This window comes from Vibrio sp. 10N.222.48.A3, from assembly GCF_041475345.1.
Classification (GTDB): Bacteria; Pseudomonadota; Gammaproteobacteria; order Enterobacterales; family Vibrionaceae; genus Vibrio; species Vibrio tasmaniensis_A.
On the sequence record NZ_JBFRVX010000880.1, the window covers coordinates 1 to 1,855 of the forward strand.

Below are 1,855 nucleotides of genomic sequence, written 5' to 3' on the forward strand. Positions count from 1 at the left end.
TACCATTACTATGCTTGCATATAACGATAGGCATATATTCTACAACACTACTTCCTAAGTCACATTTTATGATCGGTCCAGATGCAGTGCTTCCTACATTTTGGGCGGATACAGAGAAGCTTAAAACTAAGCTAAAAATTAACGCTAGATAACATTTCATAATGACACCTCACTAAAAATCTCTTCAAACAAGAGATATTCATTAGTATGTGAGGTATTTCTCAAAAATCAAAAAAATCAAAAAATTTCCTATGAAAAATAATGAATGCCTATTTTGCTATTTCAAACAGTAACTTGTTGATAGTTGGTGTTTGGGTTTGTTGGAAAATCTAAGCTACTCTCATCATTTGATGTAAAATAGCCATAAACAGCAGACTTTATTTTCGAACATTATATTGCTTCAATGTTTTTGTTTCGGTAGTTAGCATTCCTAGATGTTTGAATAATAGTCTTAGGTTTCTAAATAGTTTTTATGCGATATTTACTTGAGTAATATTATGAACATAAGCGAAGTTGCAAGCCTCACGCAGTTATCACCTAAGTCTATTCGTTTGTATGAAGACAAAGGGGTGATATCTGCACCGTTGCGTTCTGAAAATGGTTATCGGTCTTATGGTGAGAAGCAGATTAAAGAGCTCGGAATCGTAGCGAAAGCGAGAAGCGCTGGTTTTTCGCTTGATGAGTGTCGTGCGCTTGTTGAATTAGCCGACAACCCATGTCGCGAAAGTGCCGATGTTAAAGCAAAAGCGTTAAGTAAATTGGAAGAAGTGAATAAAAAAATTGAAGACTTACTGATCATTCAGAAGACATTGAAAGAGTGGGTTGAACAATGCCCTGGTGACTCAAATAGCCATTGCCCAATTATTGATTCACTTGTAGAGAAAAAGCCATAAGTTGGTTACTTATGGCTTTGACGGAGGGTTTTCTTGATTATTGTTTAGTAGGGCTTATAGTGAGAACAATGCCATCGACAGCAGTAATCACGACTTCCTCTCCCGCATCAATATCATGTGTACTCATCGCAGACCATGAGCTATCCCCTAGCTTTATCCTGCAGTTACCTTTTTGTACCGGCTCTAAGAGGCGAGTCTTTCTTCCAATCAGTTGCTTCTCTCGCTGATTAAGGTCTCGAGTAGAGTCAGATTGCTTGTCACTAGACAGCTGTCTTCTCCACCACAGCCAAGTGGTGATAAGCGAGAAGCTCGCAAAGGATAGCCATTGCATCTGCCAACCGATTGGTAGTGCGCCTAATAGGGCCCCGACTAGCATGGCAGATATGCCTATCCATAAAAAGTAACCAGCGGTTCCAATTAGCTCAAGCGCTAACAATGCTAGGCCAAACGCTAACCAATGCCAGTAGTTTACTTGTTCGAGCAATTCGACCATAAGTTAGTCCTTACTACCCTTGTCATTCTTATGTGCAAACATCTCTGCAATACCCGCAACAGAACCCATTAGTCCAGTCGCTTCGAGCGGTAGCATGATGATCTTACCGTTTTCTGCTTGGCCAATAGACTTCAGTGCGTCGGTGTAACCTTGTGCAATAAAGTAATTGACTGCTTGCATGTCACCTTGAGCAATCGCTGTTGATACCATTTCTGTCGCTTTAGCCTCAGCTTCGGCAGCCCGTTCACGAGCTTCAGCTTGAAGTATCGCGGCTTGCTTTTGGCCTTCTGCTTTTAAGATTTCTGATTGCTTGTGACCTTCTGCTTTCAATATCTCAGCTTGTCGTACACCCTCTGCCTCTAGGATATCTGCACGTTTGTTACGCTCGGCTTTCATCTGAGCATTCATCGCAGCGGTAAGGTCTGCTGGTGGCTGTACGTCTTTGATTTCGATACGTGTAACTTTGACA

General features: G+C 41.3%; 3 protein-coding genes. 1 reads left to right on the plus strand and 2 read right to left on the minus strand.

The window, feature by feature from the left end:
- Positions 1 to 497: 497 nt before the first annotated feature.
- Entirely contained in the window at positions 498 to 893 is a 396-nt protein-coding gene (gene cueR / locus AB4653_RS21275) for a Cu(I)-responsive transcriptional regulator (protein WP_009847356.1), read from the plus strand.
- A 37-nt stretch (positions 894 to 930) separates the two neighbouring features.
- Here the strand turns inward: cueR and AB4653_RS21280 are convergent, their stop codons facing one another.
- The gene (locus tag AB4653_RS21280; protein WP_009847355.1) at positions 931 to 1,386 is read right to left on the minus strand and encodes an NfeD family protein; all 456 of its coding nucleotides are present in this window, start codon (positions 1,384 to 1,386) and stop codon (positions 931 to 933) included.
- Positions 1,387 to 1,389: 3 nt separating this feature from the next.
- Positions 1,390 to 1,855: SPFH domain-containing protein (locus tag AB4653_RS21285; protein WP_372105272.1), on the minus strand; the 466-nt coding region annotated here is incomplete at its 5' end.

Coding starts and splice junctions, on each gene's coding strand:
- cueR (WP_009847356.1), top strand. CDS start 498: ATGAACATAAGCGAAGTTGCAAGCCTCACGCAGTTATCACCTAAGTCT.
- AB4653_RS21280 (WP_009847355.1), bottom strand. CDS start 1,386: ATGGTCGAATTGCTCGAACAAGTAAACTACTGGCATTGGTTAGCGTTT.